Below are 17,235 nucleotides of genomic sequence, written 5' to 3' on the forward strand. Positions count from 1 at the left end.
GAACGTTAGGTCGGGACGCGCCGGAATCGGCACCCCCGTCTCAACAACTGGGCCGCCGTGAACCGTAGTTCGCCTACTTCTTCAGCACCGCCTCCATCACGGCGCGGGCGACCGGCGCCGCCGTCCCGCCCCCGCTGATCTCCCGCCGGCTGCCCTCGGCGTCCTCCACCACCACGGCCACCGCCACCTTCGGCTCCAGCTCGTCCTCGCGCTGCGCCCAGGAGATGAACCAGGCGTACGGTGTCCCCGAGTTGCCCAGCCCGTGCTGGGCGGTGCCGGTCTTCCCGCCGACCACGGCACCGGGGATCGCCGCCTTCTTGCCGGTGCCGTCCTCCACGACACCGCGCATCAGCTCCCGGATGTGCGCCGCCGTCGCCGGCAGCATGGCCCGCCGCACCGACCGCGACCCGGCCGCCGCCACCGTGCCGCCGCCCGCCCGCGTGGTCCGCTCCACCAGGTACGGCTCGCGCACCTGCCCGCCGCTCGCCACGGCCGCCGCGACCATCGCCATCTGCAGCGGCGTGGCCCGCGTGTTGTACTGCCCGATCGACGACAGCGCGAGCTGCGCCGCGTCCACCGTGGTGTCGAAGGTGCTGGGCGCCACCCGGAACGGGATGCGCAGCTCCGGGTCGTTGAAGCCGAAACCCTCGGCCGTCTCCCGCATCCGCGCCACCCCGGCGGACGCCCCGAGCTGGGCGAACACCGTGTTGCAGGACCACACGAACGCCTCACGCAGCGTGGCGTCCTCACAGTCGCCGGAGCCGTTGACCAGCCGGGTCGTCGTCCCCGGCAGGAGGTACGGGTCGGGGGAGCGGGTCGGCCTGTCGAGGTTCTTCACCGTGCCCGCGTCCAGCACCGCCGCCGCGGTGACCACCTTGAACGTCGACCCCGGGGGGTAGGTCCGCTGCACCGCCCGGTTCAGCATCGGCCGGTCCGGGTCGGCGTTCAGCCGCGCCCAGGCCTCCCGCGCCGTCCTGCCGTTCCCGGACAGCGGCTCGGGGTCGTACGACGGCACCGACACCAGCGCCAGGATCCGCCCGGTCGACGGCTCCACCGCCGCCACCGCGCCCTTGCGCCCCCGCAGGCCGTCGAACGCCGCCTTCTGCGCCCGCGGGTCGATGGTGGTCAGCACGTCACCGCCCGCGCTGCGGGAGCGGGTGAACTCGTTCCACAGCGGCAGCGGCGCGAGCATCGGGGCGGCGCCGGACAGCACCCCGTCCTCGGTGTCCTCCAGCAGCGTCGTGCCGTACTCCTGCGAGGCGAAGCCCGTCACCGGCGCGTACAACGGCCCGTCGCTGTACGTCCGTTCGTAGCGCAGATGCTCCCCGGTGTCCCGGGACCCGGTGACCGGCCGGCCGCCGACCCAGATGTCGCCGCGCGGCTGCTGGTACCGCACGATCGCGGCACGGCGGTTGGCCGGATTGGCCTCGTAGTCCTCGGCGTGCAGCACCTGCACCCGGGCCGCGTTGACCAGCAGGGCGACCAGCAGCAGCGCGCAGAACAGCGCGGCGTGCCGGATGTGCCGGGTCACCGGGGCGCACCCCCGCCGGACTGCCGCCGCGCGCTGTCGCTCAGCCGGACCAGCAGCGCCACGATCGCCCAGTTCGTCACCACCGACGAACCGCCCTGCGCCAGGAACGGCATGGCCATCCCGGTCAGCGGGATCAGGCCGGTCACGCCGCCCGCGATCACGAACACCTGCAACGCCACCAGCGAGGCGAGGCCCACGGCGAGCAGCCGGCCGAACGGGTCCCGCAGCGCCAGCCCCGCCCGGTAGCCGCGCTCCACCAGCAGCCCGTACAGCAGGAAGATCGCGGACAGCCCGGCCAGGCCCAGCTCCTCGCCGGCCGTCGCCAGGATGAAGTCGGACTTGACCGCGAAGCCGATCAGCACGGAGTGCCCGAGCCCCAGTCCGGAGCCGAGGATGCCGCCCTCCGCGAAGGCGAACAACGACTGCGCGATCTGGTTGGGACCCTCACCGGCCTCGATGGAGGCGAACGGGTGCAGCCAGGTCTCGATCCGGTGGTGCACGTGCGGCTCCAGCCGCCCCACCGCCACCGCGCCGAGCGACGCCAGCAGCAGGCCCAGGGCGATCCAGCCGGTGCGGCCGGTGGCGACGTACAGCAGGACCACGAACAGGCCGAAGAACAGCAGCGAGGTGCCGAGGTCCCGCTCCAGGACCAGCACACCCACGCTGACCAGCCACACGGCGACGATCGGTCCGAGCACCCGCCCGGTGGGCACCTGCATCCCCCAGACGCGGCGGCCCGCGTAGGTCAGGGCGCCGCGGTTCGCGGCGAGGTACGCGGCGAAGAACACCGCCAGCAGCACCTTGGCGAACTCGCCCGGCTGGATGGAGAACCCGGCCACCCGGATCCAGATCCGCGCCCCGTTCACCGCGGGGAAGAGGATCGGCACCGTCAGCAGGACCAGCGCGACGGTGACGCACAGGTAGGTGTAGCGCTGGAGCACCCGGTGGTCGCGGAGCACCAGGATCACCGCGATGAACAGCGCCACCCCCAGCGTCGACCAGATCAGCTGGGTGGGGGCGCCCCGGTCGCCGGGTGCCTCCAGGTCGAGCCGGTAGATCAGCACCAGGCCCAGGCCGTTGAGCAGGACCCCGATCGGCAGCGGCAGCGGGTCCGCCAGCGGGGCGCGCCAGCGCACCGCCAGATGCGCCAGCAGGGCGAGCACACCGAGCCCGGCGCCGTAACCGGCGGCGCCGGGCGGGACGGTGCCGTTCCTGGCGAGGCCGACGGCGCAGTAGCCGTACACCGACAGCCCGACGGCCAGGACGATGAGGGCGAGTTCCACGCCGCGGCGCCCGGTGAGAGGGACGGTGGGTGCGGGCGGATCCGCCGTCGCCAGGGTGATGCCGGCCTTGCTCATGTCCGGAACTTACCCAGATGTGACGCTTCGCGTGGTGTGCTCATCAGCACCAGCGTGGCGCGGGACCGATGTTGTCGATGTGCCGGGCGGGACCCCAGGCCCAGGTGCCGTCCGTGAGGAGGTACCAGAGCGGGTTGCCGTCCACCTTGTCGCCGGGGACCTTGCAGAAGATCGAGACGACCTCGCCCTTGTGGGCGTACCGGATGACCTGCGAACCGCGGTTGGGCGCGCTGCGCAGGGCCAGCTTCTGCGTGGTCACGACACCGCGGTACTGGCCCTGGTCGCCGTGGTTGCCGCCGGCCTGGTTGCCCCAGTCGCCGTTGCCGCCGCTCTGCTGGTTCCCACCGGACTGCTGGCTGTTGCCGCCCTGCTGGTTGCCGCTCTGCTGGTGGGAGCCCGAGCCGCTGTTGTTGCTGTTGCCGTTGCCGCTCTGCTGGCTCCAGTTGCCCTGGTTGTTCTGGTTGCTCTGGCCGGGGTCGTCGGCGGCGAGGGCGGGTGTGACGGCGGTCGCGACCGCGAGGGCCCCGGCGGCGAGCGCTATGGGCAGACGGCGGGTGAGCGGGGGACGCGGTGACATGGCAGTACCTCCATGGGGGGAGACAACAGGTCGAAGGTGACTTGTCGCCACATTAGGAGCGCCCCCTGGCGCCCGCCCGCCCTGCTGCGCCATCGGGGACGGCGCTCCGCCCTCCGGGTCGCCCGGCCCCGCAGCACCCCGGACGCGCCGCCCCGGTGCCGGCCACTCCGCCCCGGTGCTGGTTACTCCGCTCCGGTGCGGTCACTTCGCCCCGGTGCCGGTCAGTCCGTCAGCTCCTCGAGCAGCCGGGCGGTGGTCAGCCCGGCCCGCAGGTAGTCGACGAACAGGTCGTTGTGCAGCGCCCAGGGAGAGCGTCGGGAGCGGATCAGCCGGATCGCCGCCTCGGCCGTCCGGCCCCGCCGCATCAGCGCGTGCGCGACGACCAGCCCCGAGCGGTTGTAGCCGTGGAAGCAGCGGACCAGGACCGTGCGCCCGGCGTCCAGCGCCTCGCACGCCGCCTCGGCCAGCCGGATCACACCCGCCAGCTGGGTGCCGTCCAGCGGTCCGTCCGGGATCGGCCACACGTGGTGCTCCACCTCGGTGTCCGGCCCGTGCCCTGGTAGCCGCAGCAGGGTCTGCACGAGGTCGAACTGCCGGTCCACCACCACGGACTCCAGCCGCCCGTCCGGCGCGCGGACCTGGTGCCCGCCCATCCACAGGCCGGGCACGATCTCGTCCCACGGGCTGTCCGGGGCCGGTACGTCGGGTTGACTCCCGCGGGTACGCAACGGCGTCCTCCCACCCTCACGCCCAACTCCAGTCCAAGGTATCCGGCTTCTTGCCCCGGCAGCACCCCGCCTGGTCCCATGGATGCGGGGTGATGGCGCATGGACCGACCGCGCGTCGTGCCGACCCGCCGGCACGGCAGGGACCGGCTGTACGTCTGCCTCCCGGACGGACACACCATCGCCTGGTACGACCGTGAGGCCGCACGCGTGAACCTGCTCGGCGAGGAGTACGAGGAGGAGGCGCTCACCGCCCTGAGCCCGTTCCTCACCGGTCCGGTCACCGTCGGCGCGCCCCCGGTCCCCACCTCCGCCGACCTGACCCGGCTCGCCCTGCACCCCGACGACGACCTCGCCCCGAACCGTCCCGGCGAGGCCCTGCTGGTCGCCCTCGACCGTGACCCCGGCCCGTCCCGCCGCCTGCGTTCCGACCGACGCCGCCGGGAACTCGCCGCACAGCGGACGGTGGGGGACGCCCTGGACCACATGGACGGCTCCGGCTTTCACGTCCTGCACTCACTGCCGCTCCCCGGCGGCCACCGCGTCCACCACCTGCTGATCGGCCCCGGCGGGCTGTACGCCCTGCACACGCTGTACGCCGACAGGCGGCGCGTGACCGTCGCCGACCCCCTGGTGGGCTTCGGCCGCCGTGCCACCGAACCCCTGCTGCACCGGGTTCGCGCCGACGCCGACCGGGCCGCCCACGCCCTGACGGCCGAGGTACGCCCGGTGCTGGTGCTGGTCGGTGCCCGGCGGGTGACGGTCACCGGTCCGCCGCGCGGGGTCCGCGTCCTGACGGACGCGGACGTGCCGGGTCTGGCCCGCGGGAGAGGGGTGCTGAAGCCGGCGGACGTCGAGGCGCTGTACGCGGTGGCCCGTGACCGGCACACGTGGTCGCGGGTGTGAGGTGTCGGGTGCGGTGGGGGCCGGTGCTGTTCCAGGCAGGCGGTGCGGCGCGTTCCGGGTGAGCGCCGGTCAGGGCAGGGTGCCCGCGTGGCCGGGCTCCAGCAGGGGGGCCAGCAGGTCGCCGTGGTCCTGGAGCCGCGGGGGGATGTCCGGGGCGAGCAGAGCCATCCGGTCCGGCGAGCGGCACTCCTCGACCTCCTCCCAGGTCACCGGCGCCGACACCAGCGGTTCGGCCCGCGCCCGCAGGGTGTACGGGGTGGCCGTGGTCTTGCGGGCCGCGTTCTGGCTCCAGTCGACGAAGACCTTCCCCGGGCGCAGGCTGCGTTTCATCTGGTGCAGCACCAGCCGGGGCATCGCCCGCTCCGCCTCGACGGCCAGCGCCTTCGCATAGTCGGACACCTGTTCGGACGAGGCCCCGCGTACCGCCGCGAGCAGATGCAGCCCCTTCGACCCGGACGTCTTCGCGTACGCCTCGATGCCGTCCTGTGCGAGTCGCTCCCGCAGCCACAGGGCCACCTCGCAGCAGTGCACCACGGTCGCGGGCGCCCCCGGGTCCAGGTCGAACACGATGCGGTCCGCCTGTCCGGGGTCGGTGATGCGCCACTGGTGGGTGTGGAACTCCGCGACCAGGTTCGCCGCCCACATCAGGCTCGGCAGGTCCTCCACCAGCACCATCCGGGCCGGGCCCTCGGACCTCGGCACCTCGGCGGTGGTGACCCAGTCGGGCGTACCCGGCGGCACGTTCTTGGTGAAGAACACCTGGCCGTCGGGCCCGTCCGGATAGCGCAGGAAGGACACCGGCCGCTCCCGCAGATGCGGCAGCAGCACGGCGGCGACGGTGGCGTAGTAGTGCAGTACCTCCGCCTTGGTGAAGCCGGTGGCGGGATACAGCACCTTCTCCAGATTGCTGAGCGGGAGCCGTCGCCCCTCCACCTCGGTGATGGGAGCCATACGATGAGAATCTCACGCAAACTGTGACAAATGCTCCGACACTGATCGGCAGACGACCGGAGAGGTGCTGCACGTGAGGTCCATCTGGAACGGCGCGATCTCGTTCGGGCTGGTCAGCATCCCGATCAAGCTGGTGAACGCCACCGAGAACCACTCGATCTCCTTCCGCCAGATCCACACGGAGGACGGCGGCCGGATCCGTTACCGGAAGTTCTGCGAGCTGGAGGACCGCGAGGTCACGGGCCAGGAGATCGGCAAGGGCTACGAGGACTCGGACGGCTCGATCATCCCGATCACCGACGAGGACCTGGCGGGGCTGCCGCTCCCGACCGCCAAGACGATCGAGATCGTCGCCTTCGTGCCCGAGGACCGTATCGACCCGCTCCAGATGGACGCCGCGTACTACCTCGCGGCGGGCGGCGCGCCCGCCGCGAAGCCGTACACGCTGCTCCGGGAGGCGCTGAAGCGGAGCAAGAAGGTGGCCATCACGAAGTACGCCCTGCGCGGGCGGGAGCGGCTGGGCATGCTGCGCGTGGTCGGCGACGCGATCGCCATGCACGGGCTGCTGTGGCCGGACGAGGTCCGCGCCCCCGAGGGGGTCGCGCCGGACACGGACGTCACCGTGCGCGACAAGGAGCTGGATCTCGCGGACGCGCTGATGGACACGCTGGGTGAGGTCGATCTGGAGGACCTGCACGACGAGTACCGCGAGGCGGTGGAGGAGGTCGTCGCCGCGAAGGCGGCCGGCGAGGCCCCGCCGGAGGTGGCCGCTCCGGAGCGCGGCGGCAAGGTGCTGGACCTGATGGCGGCCCTGGAGAACAGCGTCCGGGCGGCCAAGGAGTCCCGTGGTGAGGACGCCGAGGTCAAGCACCTCCCGCAGCGCGAGACGTCGCGTTCGTCGCCGAAGGAGACGGGCGGGAAGAAGTCGACGTCGACGGCGAAGAAGAAGACGGCGTCGTCGCCTCGGAAGTCGACGTCGAAGACGGCGAAGAGCTCGCAGGCCGAGAAGAAGGCGACGTCGAAGACGGCGAAGAAGACGCCCGCGAAGAAGACGCCGGCCAAGAAGACGACGTCCCGCAAACGGTCGGCCTGATCCGTCTGGGTTGGTGGGAGTGCGGGTCGCGCCTGCGGTGGGTGGGTGGCGCGGGGCCGGGGTGGGGGCGGTCGTCCTCGGTCTGGCGCGATGAGGCTTGCTTTGTGGTGCGGGGCGCGGACGCGCCAGCCGCTGCGGGCGCCCACCCCCACCCCGTCCCCTCCCCGCCGTTCGCGACCACAGCAGCGCTCAGCCGCGGGCAGTCGTGCCGCTGGGGCGATGGGGGAGGGTGGGCGCGGCGGCACCCCGCAAGCGCCGGGCTGCGCGAACACCCCCCGGCCCACACCAACGGGCGGCACCCGACAGACGCCCGGCGCTAAGCCGCCCCCACCCGCCGAAGCGCCAGCACCGCGTTGTGCCCCCCGAACCCGAACGAGTTGCTCAGGACCAGGTCACCGGTGTCGGGCAGCGGGCGCGGTGCGCCCCGGACGACGTCCAGACCGACCCCGTCGTCCACCTCCCCACACCCCACCGTCGCCGGCACCACCCCATGCCGCAGCGTCAACACCGCGACCACCGCCTCGACCCCACCCGCGGCCCCCTGCAGATGCCCCAGGCTCCCCTTCGGCGCCGTCACCGGAACATCCCGCCCGCCCAGCACCCCCCGCAGGGCCCGCGCCTCCGCGAGATCCCCGTCGACCGTGGCGGTCGCATGGGCGTTCACATGGACGACGTCCGCCACCTCACCACCCGCGTCCCGCACCGCCCGCCGCAACGCGAGCGCGATGCCGTCGCCGGACGGGTCCGGGGCCGCCACATGGTGCGCGTCCGCCGACAGCCCCCACCCGGCCGCCTCGCAGTAGATCCGCGCCCCGCGGGCCCGCGCGTGCTCCTCGGACTCCAGCACCAGCACCCCCGCCCCCTCGCTGTTCACGAACCCGTCCCGGTCCTTGGCGAACGGCCGTGACGGCGATCCGGCGTTCGGGTCGCCCTCCGCCAGCGCCCGCATCGCCGCGAACGACGCCATGATCGCGGGCGTGACGACCGCCTCGGCGCCGCCCGCGAGGGCGATGTCCACCCGGCCGTACCGGATCCGGTCCACGGCCTGCCCGATCGCCTCCGTGCCCGAGGCGCACGCGCTGGTCACCGTGCGTGCCTCCCCGGTGATGTGCAGGTCGAGCGACACCTGCGAGGCCGCCTGCGACGGCACGGTCATCGGCGTGGTGAGCGGGGACACGCCCCGCGCCCCCCGCTCCCGCAGCCGACGGTCCCCGCCGACCAGCACCGACGCGTCCCCGAGGATCGCGCCGAGGCTCACCCCGACCCGCTCCGGGTCCAGCCCGCTCTCGCGGGTGCCGCCGTCGGCGTACCCGGCGTCGGCCCACGCCTCCCGCGCGGCCAGCACCGCGAACTGGGCGGCCCGGTTCATCCGCCGCGCCGCCTGCCGGGGCAGCAGCCCGGCCGGGTCGACCGGCACCGTGCCGGCGATCCGCACCGGCAGCCCGTCGAACCCCTCGCCCGTCAACTCCCGTATGCCGTGCCGCCCTTCGAGCAGCCCCTGCCACAACGCCCCGGTGCCGACGCCCAGCGGGGTGACGGCGCCGAGCCCGGTGACCACCACGCGGCGCGGCCCAGCCGCCTCCGCCGTCCGCGCGGGACGCGGCTCGTGCCGTACGACCTGCCCGTCCCGGTCGGCGCCGGCGGCCCAGCGCCGCACCTCCGCGTCGGTCGCGCCCGCGCCGGAGTCCTCGCCGGCGTCCCGGTGCCATGCACCGAAGCGGCGTACGTACGTCACCTCGGCGGCCAGCGGATCCACCGCGCGCAGGACGACCAGCCGGTCGCCGTCGCGGAACTCCACGCCGTCCAGGGAGGGCGAGCTCACCCGGGGCACCGCGGCCACGTCCAGCCGTCGCCCGGCGACGGTCACCGTCTGCTCGCGCCGCAGCTCCTCCTCGCGGTCCACCCCGCCGAGCGGCGGCCGCAGCGTGACCCGGATCACCTCCGGGGAGACGGGCAGCGTGTGCGTGACGACGTACCAGTGGTGCCGCGCCGCGTCCTCGGGCGTCAGGGCGAACAGGTCGCCGGGGACGACCTCCGCGGCGGTCACCGCGTAGGGACGTATCGGTACTTCAGGCGTTTCGGGGGAGTGGGTCATGGCCGCGCATGCTCTCTTTGGTCCGAACTGTCGTACTCCGGGAGGTTCCGAGTGTTCTGTACGAACTCCGCGGTGGCCATGAGCGGCTCTGATCCATGTCCGATTTGGGCGGTTCTACCACCTGGGTGATGCGGAACACATCCGTCAAGACGCCTACGGGAGGGAAGAGTTACCAGGGCGTAGTGGCACTGTGGAAAACGTCACGAAGCCCGGGCCGGCCGCCTTGTCCGCCCGGCGGAACGAGCCGTACGTCACACCCCGCGCGGCCCCGCACCGGGTCCAGCCCCACCGGCACGGCGGACCGACTGATCCCGGCGCCCTTGTTCGGCGTCCTATCGGACGGGCGTGCTTCGATGTGCGCGACCTGCCGGGCCGGACCGCGAGGCGGTGGCGGACGGTCCACGACGGTGATCCGAGACTGCGGTGGAGGGCATGGACGAGGACGAGTTCGACGTTTTCTACGCGGCCGCCTTCCCCCGTCTGACCGGCCAGCTCTTCGCCTTCACCGGGGACCTCGGCGAGGCCCAGGACGTGGTGCAGGAGGCGTTCGTACGCGCCTGGGACCGGCGCCACCGGCTGCTGGCCGACGAGGCGCCGGAGGCGTGGGTGCGCACCGTCGCCATGCGCCTCGCGGTGAGCCGTTGGCGCCGTGCCAAGCGCTGGCTGGAACTGGTGCGCCACTCCCCGCCGCCGGAGGCGACGCCCGGTCCCGGACCCGACCGCACCGCGCTGGTAGCCGCGCTGCGCCAACTCCCGGAGACCCAGCGGATGGCGGTCGTGCTGCACCATCTGTGCGACCTCAGTGTCGAGCAGGTAGCCTCCGAGACCGGCGCGCCGGTGGGGACGGTCAAGGCCCGGTTGTCCCGCGGCCGGGCGGCACTGGCCAGGCACCTGGCGGTGGACGAGGCCGAGGAGCCGGCCTGGGAGGAGGGCGGCCGTGTCGGATGAACTCCGCGGTGCCCTGCGGGAACTGGCCACTCAGCACGAAAGGCCGCCCCGCCTGGCCGCCGCGGAGGTCAGGGACCGCGCCCGGCGCCGCTCACGCCGCCGCGGGGCCGCCCTCGCCCTCGGTACGGCCGCCACGGTGGCCTGCGCGGTGACGGTGGTGGCCCTCACCCTGCACACCGAGCCCCCCGGCGGGAAACGGCACCTGCCCGGCACCACGCCGACCGCCGCGCCCTCGGCCGCGCGGTCCCCGAGCGTCTCGGCTCCCTCCCGCGCGCCCCGCCCGTCGGCCGGCCGGCTCGACCTGGGCCTGCGCACCCTCACCCTCGCCGACCGTGTCCTGCGCGTCGACACACGGGCCGCGGGCCGGTTCCCGCCCGGCACCCGGCTCACCGTGACCGCCCGGACCGACGGCGGGGTACTGCCGTTGCGGACCACCAGGACCACGGTGCAGAGCGTCAAGGTCCCCTACCTGGTCCAGCTGCGCACCCCCGGCGGCGAGCACGTCTACGCCGGACCCCTCTCCTTCGACGCCCGGCTGCTGCGGGCCCTGTCCGGCACCACGGGGTGGGTGGGCATGAGCCTGACGGACGCCGAGTGGTTCCACGACCGGGTCCGGACGGGCGACGAGATCGAGCTGACGTCCACGGCCGGGACGGGTGGTGGTGGCGGTGACGGTGGGGCGATGGGGGCCCGTCCCGCGCCCACACAATCGGCGGACTACATCGGCAGCAGCCGGTCGGCGGGGCGACCGGACTTCGGGCCAGATTCCCGCGACCGTACGGACGGTCGGGGTTCGGTGAAGGCCCACGACTGACCCCTCGGCGCGTCGCGTGCGTGGAGCCGGCGCCCGAGTGCGGCAGATACTTGCCCCAAGCCCCGGCGGTTTCCGGACGTTCCGGTGTGTGCTCCCTCAGCCGCGCCGGTTGCGCGCACCCCGAGCGCGTCCCAGGCCCCGGTCCGCCCGACCGACCCCCCACCCGCGCGGCCGCGCGTCAGCTCACCAGCCCCCGCCGGTACGCGTACACCACCGCCTGCACCCGGTCCCGGAGTTGCAGTTTCGACAGGATGCGCGACACGAACGTCTTCACCGTCTCCTGGCTGATCACCAGCGCCGCCGCGATCTCGCTGTTGGACAGCCCGTCCGCGATGAGCCGCAGCACCTCCAGCTCGCGTGGAGTCAGCGGGATCCGCCGGGCGCCGTCCTCGCTGGGCCGGATACGGGAGGCGTACCGGCCCACCAGCTGCCGGGTGACCTCCGGGTCGAGCAGCGCCGCGCCCGACGCCACGGTCCGGATGCCCAGCAGCAGCCGGTCCGGCGGGGCGTCCTTCAGCAGGAAACCGCTCGCCCCGGCGCGCAGCGCCTCGTACACGTACTCGTCGAGGTTGAACGTGGTCACCACCAGCACCTTCACCGGGTCCGGCACCCCGGAGCCGGCCAGCAGCCGGGTGGCCTCGATGCCGTCGAGCACCGGCATCCGGACGTCCATCACGACGACGTCCGGACGTACCCTCGCGGCGAGGTCGACGGCGGCCCGGCCGTCGGCGCACTCGCCCGCCACCTCCATGTCGGGCTGCGCGCCGATGATCGTCACCAGCCCGGTGCGCACCAGCGTCTGGTCGTCGCACACGAGCACCCGGACGGGTGTGCCACTCACGAGCCGCTCCCTTGGGGTATCCGCGCCCGTACGGCGAACCCCCCGCCGGGCCGCGGTCCCGCGTCGAACTCGCCGCCCAGGACGTCCACCCGCTCCCGCAGACCGGCCAGCCCCCGCCCGCTGCCGCCCGGCGAGGCCCCGGTCGCCGTTCCGGGACCGTCCGTGCCGACCTCCACGGTGATGTCCCTTCCGCTGTGCTGCACCAGAACCGAAGTACGTCGGCCGTGAGCGTACTTGAGGGCGTTGGTGAGGGCCTCCTGCACCACCCGGTAGGCCACCAGATCGGCGCTCCCCGTCGACGCGGCCGGGGTTCCCTTCTCCGTGAACTCCACCGGCTGCCCGGCCCGGCGGGTCTGCTCGACCAGGGTGAGCAGCCGGCCCACGGGCGGGGTGCGGGAGCCCACACCGTGGTCCGGGTTGAGCAGGTCGAGCAGATGCCGCAGGTCGGCGACGGCGCGGCGGCCGGTGTCGGTGACCGCAGTCAGGGTCTCGTCGAGCCGGTCGGGCGCGGCCGTCAAGTACCGGGCCGCTTCCGCCTGGACCACCATCGCGGTCACGTGGTGGGTCACCACGTCGTGCAACTCGCGGGCGATGCGCGCCCGTTCGGCCGCCCGGGTCTGCTCCGCGACCTGGTGGCGCCGCTCCGCCTCGGCGAGCCGGGTGGAGCGCAGCCACACCCCGCCGCCCCACAGCAGACACAGGGCCACGTAGAACGACACGAACTCGGCCGCCGGCTCCTCCGTCCCGCGCCGCACGAACTCGGCGACCAGGGCGACGTACGCCAGCGACAGGCCGGCCACCGCCGTGCGCCGGTACCGCTCCAGATGGGCACCCGTGCTCAGCAGTGCCAACGGCAGCGCGCTCGCGGCGACCGAGTGGTAGCCGCGCAGCTGGTCGAGGGCGAAGCCGCCCGCCACCAGAATCACGCAGATCAACGGCCACCGGCGGCGCAGGGCGAGCGGAAGGCACTGCAGACCGATCGCCACGACGGCCAGCGCGTCGAACGGCCGGTCCACCGTGGTGCCGATCTCGGTGCCGCTCCCGTGGAAGTCGGGGACGAACGCCGTGGCGAACAGCAGCACGGCGAACGGGAGGTCCCGGACCGTGACGTGCAGCCGGTCCCAGACCTCCCGCAACCCCCGCAGACGAATCACCGGGCGAGCACCACGGGGTCGACACGCTTCGAGCGGCGGACCTTCATCGTGCCCCGCCGGCGGGCCAGCCACAGGAACCCGGCAGCGACGAGCAGGCAGAACACCAGGGTGTACAGGCTGCCCTCGGGGCCGAACTCACCGCCGCTGATCAGCGTCGGCCCGGACGTGGAGGCGTCCAGCAGGCCCTGCTGGGTGTCGTTGCCGGAGACCTCGGTGCTGAAGAGGCCGGACGCGGCGTAGTTCCACCCGAAGTGCAGCCCCATCGGCACCCACAGGTTGCGGGTGGCGACGTACGCGGCGCCCAGCATGGGTCCCGCCGACAGCGTGATGACGGCCACGCCCCACAGGCTCGCGTCCGGGTTCGCCAGATGCCACGCGCCGAACAGCACACTGGTCACGATCAGCACGGCCCAGGTGCCGGCTCGCTCCTCCATGATCCTGAACACTACGCCGCGGAAGAGGAGTTCCTCCGTGACGGAGGCGGCGGCCATGAACCCGGCCAGCCCTACGGCGCCCGTGGCGGACCCCCAGCCGTCCACCTCGTAGTGCCCGAGGAAGGCGATGTTCCCCACCACGGCCCCGAAGACCAGCACACCGATCAGCAGCCCCCGGAAGAGCGCCCCCGCCGCGCCCTTCCGGGCCACCTCGGTGACCGCCCGGCGCTCGGTACGTCCCACGACCCACGCGTAGACGTATACGGCCAGCACCGCCGTCACCAGGCCGAGACCGAGAGTGAGCCACGGATTGTCCTCGGCGGCGGCGACGCTCTGTCCCCCGATCAGGGACACCACCACCACGGCCAGCACCTGCCACACGATGCGCACGACTCAGCTCCTCGACGAACGGGGTTGGAGGCGGCGGCAGTTGTCCCGCCGCACCGACCGCCCCGACGCTACGGATCCGCCGCGCGGAAGGCGTCACCTCACGGTGGACACCTCACGTAGCTCGCACGGGGGACACGCCGCACGCTGCCCCCGGCCCCCGCCAGGGCGCGGCACGCCGTGTTCCACAGCTTCACGGCGTGCCGCGTCCTACCCCTTCACGGCGCCCGAGGTGAGCCCCCGGATGAACGACCGCTGGAGCGCCAGGAACGCCAGTACCGACGGCAGCATCGCCAGGAACGCGCCCATCAGCAGGACCCCGATGCCCACCTGGTCGTCCGAGCGCAGGGAGCGCAGCGCCAGCGGCAGGGTGTACTGCGCCGGGTCGGTGGCGACCAGCAGCGGCAGCATGTACTGGTCCCAGATCATCGTGAACCCGAAGATGCCGATCACACCCAGCGCGGGCCGGCACAACGGCAGCACGACCTGCCAGAACACCCGGAACTCGCCCGCGCCGTCCAGCCGCGCCGACTCCTCCAGTTCCTTGGGTATCTCCTTCATGAACTCGGTCATCACCAGGATGGAGAAACCCCAGGCGGCCACCGGCACGATCATGCCGACCAGCGAGCCCACCAGGCTGACGTGCAGCACGGGCAGGTCCGCCAGCAGCACCGACAGCGGAACGGCCAGCACCTCCTCCGGCAGCATCATCGTCGCCAGGATGAGCACCAGCACCGCCGCCGACCCACGGAACCGCTTGCGGGCCAGCGCGTATCCGGCGAACACGCTCACCAGCACCTGGAGCGCCAGCCCACCGCCCACCACGACGAAGGAGTTCAGCAGGTAGTCCAGCACGTTGCGGTCGATCGCCCGTTCCAGGTTGTCCAGGGACAGCCGGTCGGGCAGCAGGGTGAACTGCGTGGGGTCCACGGTCGGGGTGAACGCGCCGATCATCAGCGCCAGCAGCGGCCCGGCGAAGACCATGAACAGGGCGGTGTACAGCACGAACCTCAGCACCCGGGCCCACGGCCCGCGCGCCTCCGCCAGTCCGAGCGCGGTCTCGTTCCTCATCGGGCCTCCCTCCGGCGCAGGCGCGACGCCACGGTCAGCACCAGCAGCACCAGGAACAGCAGGACGGTCCCGGCCGCGGCGACCCCCAACTCGTTGCGTTCGAGCCCGAGTTTGTACGTGAGGGTCAGCAGCACCTCGGTGGAGCCGTCGGGCCCGCCGTTGGTCAGCAGGAACACCTCGGTGAAGATGCGCAGTCCCCGGATCGCCGCGAGCGTCAGCAGAATGGCGAACACCGGCCGCAGTCCCGGCAGGGTGACGTGCCAGATCCGCCGCCACCGCGAGGCGCCGTCGACGGCGGAGGCCTCGTAGAGCACCCGGTCCACCCCCGCCAGCCCGGCGAGGAAGATCATCATGTCGTACGGGGCCCCGCGCCAGACGCCGACGAAGGCGATGGACGCCAGGGAACTGTCGGGGGAGTTGAGGAACTCGCTCGGTCCCAGGCCGAGGACGCCGAGTACCGAGTTCAGCGCGCCACCCTCCGCCGGGTAGTACATGACCCGCCACACCTCGGCCACCACCGCCATGGCCGTGACGACCGGCAGGAAGATCGCGGAGCGGATGAACCACAGCGAGCGGGTCTGCCCCTCCAGCAGCAGGGCCAGCGCGAGCCCCAGCAGGATGGAGCCGGCGGTGGTCGCCACCGCCAGCGCGACCGTGTGCCACACCGCGGCGCCGAAGTCGGAACTGCCCGCTATCTCGGCGTAGTTCTCGCCCCCGACGTAGGTGTTGCCGAGGAACGGCCGCACCTCCTCGAAGCTCATCCGCACGGCCTGCGCCATGGGGATGAACTTGAAGTACAGGAAGAGCAGGAGGGCAGGCGCCAGGAACAGCCACGGTGTCGCGGCGCGCCGCAGCCGCGCCCGCACGGGCGGAGCCGTGCGGGACGGGCGTCGGGCCTCCGGCTTCCGCGACGCCGACCGCGCCTCGGTCACCGTCATCAGCCCTTGGCCTCCTGCTTCTCCAGCTCGGCGTCGATCTCGTCGGCGAGCTCACCCATCGCCCCGGCGACGTCACGCGAGCACTGGGAGACCACGCCGTTCAGTCCCTCGGACGAAATCTGGCGGACGGTGGCCCAGTTGGGCAGGGCGGGGGCGTTGCGGCCGTGGCCGTCGTAGACCTTCTGGAAGACGTCCCAGCGCAGGTCCTTGCGCTCCGCGGCACCGTCGACCTTGGTGTTGACCGGCAGCCGGACGATGATGCCGCCGTTGTCGACGCCGAGACCGATCTTCTGCCCGGCGGGGGAGGCGGCGAACTCGGCGAACTCCTGCTGGCCCTTCTCGTTGCCGGAGCCGGCCATCAGGTAGACGTTCTCGCCCTCGGCCAGGGCCGCCTCGCCGCCGGCGCCGGGCGGGGCGGCGACGACCTCGTACTTGTCCTTGCCCAGCGAGCCGTCGAAGCGCGGCAGCATGTACGGCCCGGTCAGGTAGATGCCGCCCTTGCCGCTCTCGAAGACGGTGTGGGTGGTGGCGGAGTCGGCGGTGCTGGCGCCGGGCTGCACGACCTTGGAGTCGCAGAACATCGCCTGGAGCTTCTCGACGGCCTTGACGGAGGCGGGGTCGTCGACGGCGGCGCTGTACCCGTCGCCGTCCTTCTTGACGAAGTCACCGCCCTCGGACCACAGCATGGTGGAGAACCACCAGGTCAGATACCCGCGGGTGGTGCTGCCGGGGACGACCATGCCGGCGGTGTCCTTCTTGCCGTTGCCGTCGGGGTCGTCGTTGGTGAACGCGGCGGCGAGCTGGATGAGTTCGTCCCAGGAGGAAGGCAGCTGGGCGTTTACCTTCTCCCTCCAGTCCTTCCGTATGAGCAGGGCGAAGGCTTGTGAATTGAAGGGCACCCCGTAGTACTTGCCGTCGTACCCCTGCGCGGCCTCCCAGGCGCGGTCGGCGATGTCGCCGCCCCCGGCGACACCCTTCCGGTCCACCTCGCGGACGAGTCCCTGGGTCACCAGGTTGCCCAGCTGGCCGGTGTCGTTGATGACGATGTCGGGGAGGTCCTTCTGCGCGGTGCGCTGCTGGAGCTTGGTCTCGAAGTCGTTGACGCCGACGGCGACGAGCTTCGCCTGGATACCGCTCTTCTCGCTGAACGCCTTGGTGAGCGCCTCCGCGGACTCGGCGGCGGGGCTGCCGGCGTCCTGCCGGATCCAGACCTCCAACGGCGCGGAGTCGTCCTGCTGTTGACCGGAGGAGCCCGAGGAACACCCGGTGGCGGTGACGGCGGCGGCGACAACCACGGCGGCGAGCGCGCCGAGCCGCCGCGTTCGTACTGGCTTGCGGAGTTGCTTCGACACGGGAGGCTCCGTCCATTCCGTACGGGCGAGGTGGCGGGACTCTATGCAGAGAGGTGGAGG

General features: G+C 72.8%; 16 protein-coding genes. 4 read left to right on the top strand and 12 right to left on the bottom strand.

Annotated features, from left to right (window positions below; translation table 11 throughout):
• Positions 1 to 73: 73 nt before the first annotated feature.
• The 4 genes from ACIF8S_RS27045 to ACIF8S_RS27060 all read right to left on the bottom strand — a co-directional run bounded on the left by ACIF8S_RS27045 (position 74) and on the right by ACIF8S_RS27060 (position 4,194).
• Entirely contained in the window at positions 74 to 1,531 is a 1,458-nt protein-coding gene (locus ACIF8S_RS27045; RefSeq protein WP_400002420.1) for a penicillin-binding transpeptidase domain-containing protein, read from the bottom strand.
• Positions 1,528 to 2,889, bottom strand: coding sequence for an FtsW/RodA/SpoVE family cell cycle protein (locus tag ACIF8S_RS27050; RefSeq protein WP_400002421.1), 1,362 nt, complete (start codon positions 2,887 to 2,889; stop codon positions 1,528 to 1,530). The genes ACIF8S_RS27045 and ACIF8S_RS27050 overlap by 4 nt, the downstream gene beginning before the upstream one ends.
• 43 nt (positions 2,890 to 2,932) lie before the next feature.
• The gene (locus tag ACIF8S_RS27055; RefSeq protein ID WP_400002423.1) at positions 2,933 to 3,466 is read right to left on the bottom strand and encodes an SH3 domain-containing protein; all 534 of its coding nucleotides are present in this window, start codon (positions 3,464 to 3,466) and stop codon (positions 2,933 to 2,935) included.
• A gap of 221 nt (positions 3,467 to 3,687) precedes the next feature.
• The gene (locus tag ACIF8S_RS27060) at positions 3,688 to 4,194 is read right to left on the bottom strand and encodes a dual specificity protein phosphatase family protein (protein WP_400002425.1); all 507 of its coding nucleotides are present in this window, start codon (positions 4,192 to 4,194) and stop codon (positions 3,688 to 3,690) included.
• 99 nt (positions 4,195 to 4,293) lie between these two features.
• Between ACIF8S_RS27060 and ACIF8S_RS27065 the strand changes: the two genes are divergently transcribed.
• On the top strand, positions 4,294 to 5,097 hold the full coding sequence (locus ACIF8S_RS27065; RefSeq protein WP_400002427.1) for an NERD domain-containing protein: 804 nt from the start codon (positions 4,294 to 4,296) through the stop codon (positions 5,095 to 5,097).
• Positions 5,098 to 5,166: 69 nt separating this feature from the next.
• Here the strand turns inward: ACIF8S_RS27065 and ligD are convergent, their stop codons facing one another.
• Positions 5,167 to 6,048, bottom strand: coding sequence for a non-homologous end-joining DNA ligase (gene ligD, locus ACIF8S_RS27070; RefSeq protein ID WP_400002429.1), 882 nt, complete (start codon positions 6,046 to 6,048; stop codon positions 5,167 to 5,169).
• A 64-nt stretch (positions 6,049 to 6,112) separates the two neighbouring features.
• On the opposite strand from ligD, the gene ACIF8S_RS27075 reads away from it, so the two are divergent.
• On the top strand, positions 6,113 to 7,141 hold the full coding sequence (locus ACIF8S_RS27075; RefSeq protein WP_400002431.1) for a Ku protein: 1,029 nt from the start codon (positions 6,113 to 6,115) through the stop codon (positions 7,139 to 7,141).
• A 316-nt stretch (positions 7,142 to 7,457) separates the two neighbouring features.
• On the opposite strand, the gene ACIF8S_RS27080 is transcribed toward ACIF8S_RS27075, so the two are convergent.
• A complete protein-coding gene (locus ACIF8S_RS27080) occupies positions 7,458 to 9,236 on the bottom strand; it encodes a beta-ketoacyl-[acyl-carrier-protein] synthase family protein (protein ID WP_400002433.1) in 1,779 nt (592 codons plus the stop codon).
• A gap of 432 nt (positions 9,237 to 9,668) precedes the next feature.
• Between ACIF8S_RS27080 and ACIF8S_RS27085 the strand changes: the two genes are divergently transcribed.
• Together ACIF8S_RS27085 and ACIF8S_RS27090 are read left to right on the top strand one after the other, a co-directional pair.
• A complete protein-coding gene (locus tag ACIF8S_RS27085) occupies positions 9,669 to 10,184 on the top strand; it encodes a SigE family RNA polymerase sigma factor (RefSeq protein WP_349791147.1) in 516 nt (171 codons plus the stop codon).
• Positions 10,174 to 10,998, top strand: a complete 825-nt coding sequence (locus ACIF8S_RS27090) for a hypothetical protein (protein WP_400002435.1) — start codon at positions 10,174 to 10,176, stop codon at positions 10,996 to 10,998. Before ACIF8S_RS27085 ends, ACIF8S_RS27090 begins: the two co-directional genes overlap by 11 nt.
• Before the next feature lie 178 nt (positions 10,999 to 11,176).
• Here ACIF8S_RS27090 and ACIF8S_RS27095 read toward each other — a convergent pair whose 3' ends face one another.
• From ACIF8S_RS27095 to ACIF8S_RS27120, 6 genes are all read right to left on the bottom strand, one after another.
• Entirely contained in the window at positions 11,177 to 11,839 is a 663-nt protein-coding gene (locus ACIF8S_RS27095; RefSeq protein WP_400002437.1) for a response regulator, read from the bottom strand.
• A complete protein-coding gene (locus ACIF8S_RS27100; protein WP_400002439.1) occupies positions 11,836 to 12,993 on the bottom strand; it encodes a sensor histidine kinase in 1,158 nt (385 codons plus the stop codon). The genes ACIF8S_RS27095 and ACIF8S_RS27100 overlap by 4 nt, the downstream gene beginning before the upstream one ends.
• Positions 12,990 to 13,817, bottom strand: coding sequence for a lysostaphin resistance A-like protein (locus ACIF8S_RS27105; protein WP_400002441.1), 828 nt, complete (start codon positions 13,815 to 13,817; stop codon positions 12,990 to 12,992). Before ACIF8S_RS27105 ends, ACIF8S_RS27100 begins: the two co-directional genes overlap by 4 nt.
• 207 nt (positions 13,818 to 14,024) lie before the next feature.
• Positions 14,025 to 14,885, bottom strand: a complete 861-nt coding sequence (locus tag ACIF8S_RS27110; protein ID WP_150152825.1) for a carbohydrate ABC transporter permease — start codon at positions 14,883 to 14,885, stop codon at positions 14,025 to 14,027.
• Complete coding sequence (locus ACIF8S_RS27115; protein WP_400002442.1) at positions 14,882 to 15,823, bottom strand: carbohydrate ABC transporter permease; 942 nt, start codon at positions 15,821 to 15,823, stop codon at positions 14,882 to 14,884. Before ACIF8S_RS27115 ends, ACIF8S_RS27110 begins: the two co-directional genes overlap by 4 nt.
• A complete protein-coding gene (locus tag ACIF8S_RS27120; RefSeq protein ID WP_400002444.1) occupies positions 15,823 to 17,175 on the bottom strand; it encodes an extracellular solute-binding protein in 1,353 nt (450 codons plus the stop codon). Before ACIF8S_RS27120 ends, ACIF8S_RS27115 begins: the two co-directional genes overlap by 1 nt.
• Positions 17,176 to 17,235: the final 60 nt, after the last annotated feature.

The organism is Streptomyces sp. NPDC085937, from assembly GCF_044540535.1.
Classification (GTDB): Bacteria; Actinomycetota; Actinomycetes; order Streptomycetales; family Streptomycetaceae; genus Streptomyces.